We start from the raw sequence: 841 nt of genomic DNA, 5'->3' as shown, positions 1-841 counted from the left end.
GGCGACATCGACGAAGTGGCAGCAATCGACCTTGTCGCACGTACGCTCGGCGCTCTGCCGCCGCGGGAAGACCAGTTCCGCACTTATGCGGACAATCGCGACCGCAGCTTTACCAGCGACCATGCGCGACGGGTGCTGTACCACAATGGCGAGGCTGACCAGGCGCTGGTCCGGCAGGTGTGGCAGACAACCGATGACAGCGATGTCGCGACCGTCTCGAGCCTGAACCTGCTGCGGGCAATCATGGACCTGAAGGTGACCGAGGCGCTGCGCGAGCGGCTCGGCAAGACCTACTCCCCCAGCGTGTCCAGCCAGCAGAGCGACGTCTGGCCGGGTTACGGCACGTTCGGCGTGACGGCCACCGTCGAACCGTCGGAAGTTGACCCCACCAGCGCTGCCATTCGCGAGACGATCGCCGCGTTGATCGCCGAGCCGGTCGATGCCGACACGTTCCAGCGTGCACGGCAACCGATCATTGAACGGCTGGACAACCTGCTCAAGAGCAACAGCGGCTGGCAAACGCTGGCACGCAGGGCCCAGAGCAAGCCCGACGCCATCAGCCGCTACCTGACCGCGAGGGCGCGCTACGAAGCGCTGACTCCGGCTGACATCCAGGCCATGGCCGCACGCTACCTGACGCCGGATCAGGCGGTCGAGATCGTGGTCCTGCCGAGAGGTGCTAACGCCCGATAAACACAAACGGCGCCCACAGCAGGGGCTGTTCCGAACCTGCAATCGACGGATCATCGATCATCGCGAGCATGGCTTGCCGCAATGCCTCTGCCGGGTCACTGCCCTTGCCATAGCGCTGCATGGTGCCGACCGAAAGGGCCGCCGCCGC

Annotated in this window: 2 protein-coding genes; one reads left to right on the top strand and one right to left on the bottom strand. The window is 65.5% G+C overall.

Annotated elements, in window-relative coordinates; translation table 11 throughout:
- On the top strand, positions 1-693 hold a 693-nt coding region (locus AC01FP_RS18135; RefSeq protein ID WP_474482210.1), incomplete at its 5' end, for a M16 family metallopeptidase.
- Here the strand turns inward: AC01FP_RS18135 and AC01FP_RS18130 are convergent.
- Positions 680-814 (bottom strand): CHAT domain-containing protein, encoded by a 135-nt coding sequence (locus AC01FP_RS18130; RefSeq protein WP_474482212.1) that lies wholly within the window; start codon positions 812-814, stop codon positions 680-682. The genes AC01FP_RS18135 and AC01FP_RS18130 overlap by 14 nt on opposite strands.
- Positions 815-841 lie beyond the last annotated feature (27 nt).

It is taken from the genome of Cyanobium sp. NIVA-CYA 375 (assembly GCF_056108345.1).
Note: the sequence above shows the minus strand (reverse complement) of the source record. Positions and strands in the feature narration are given on the sequence as shown.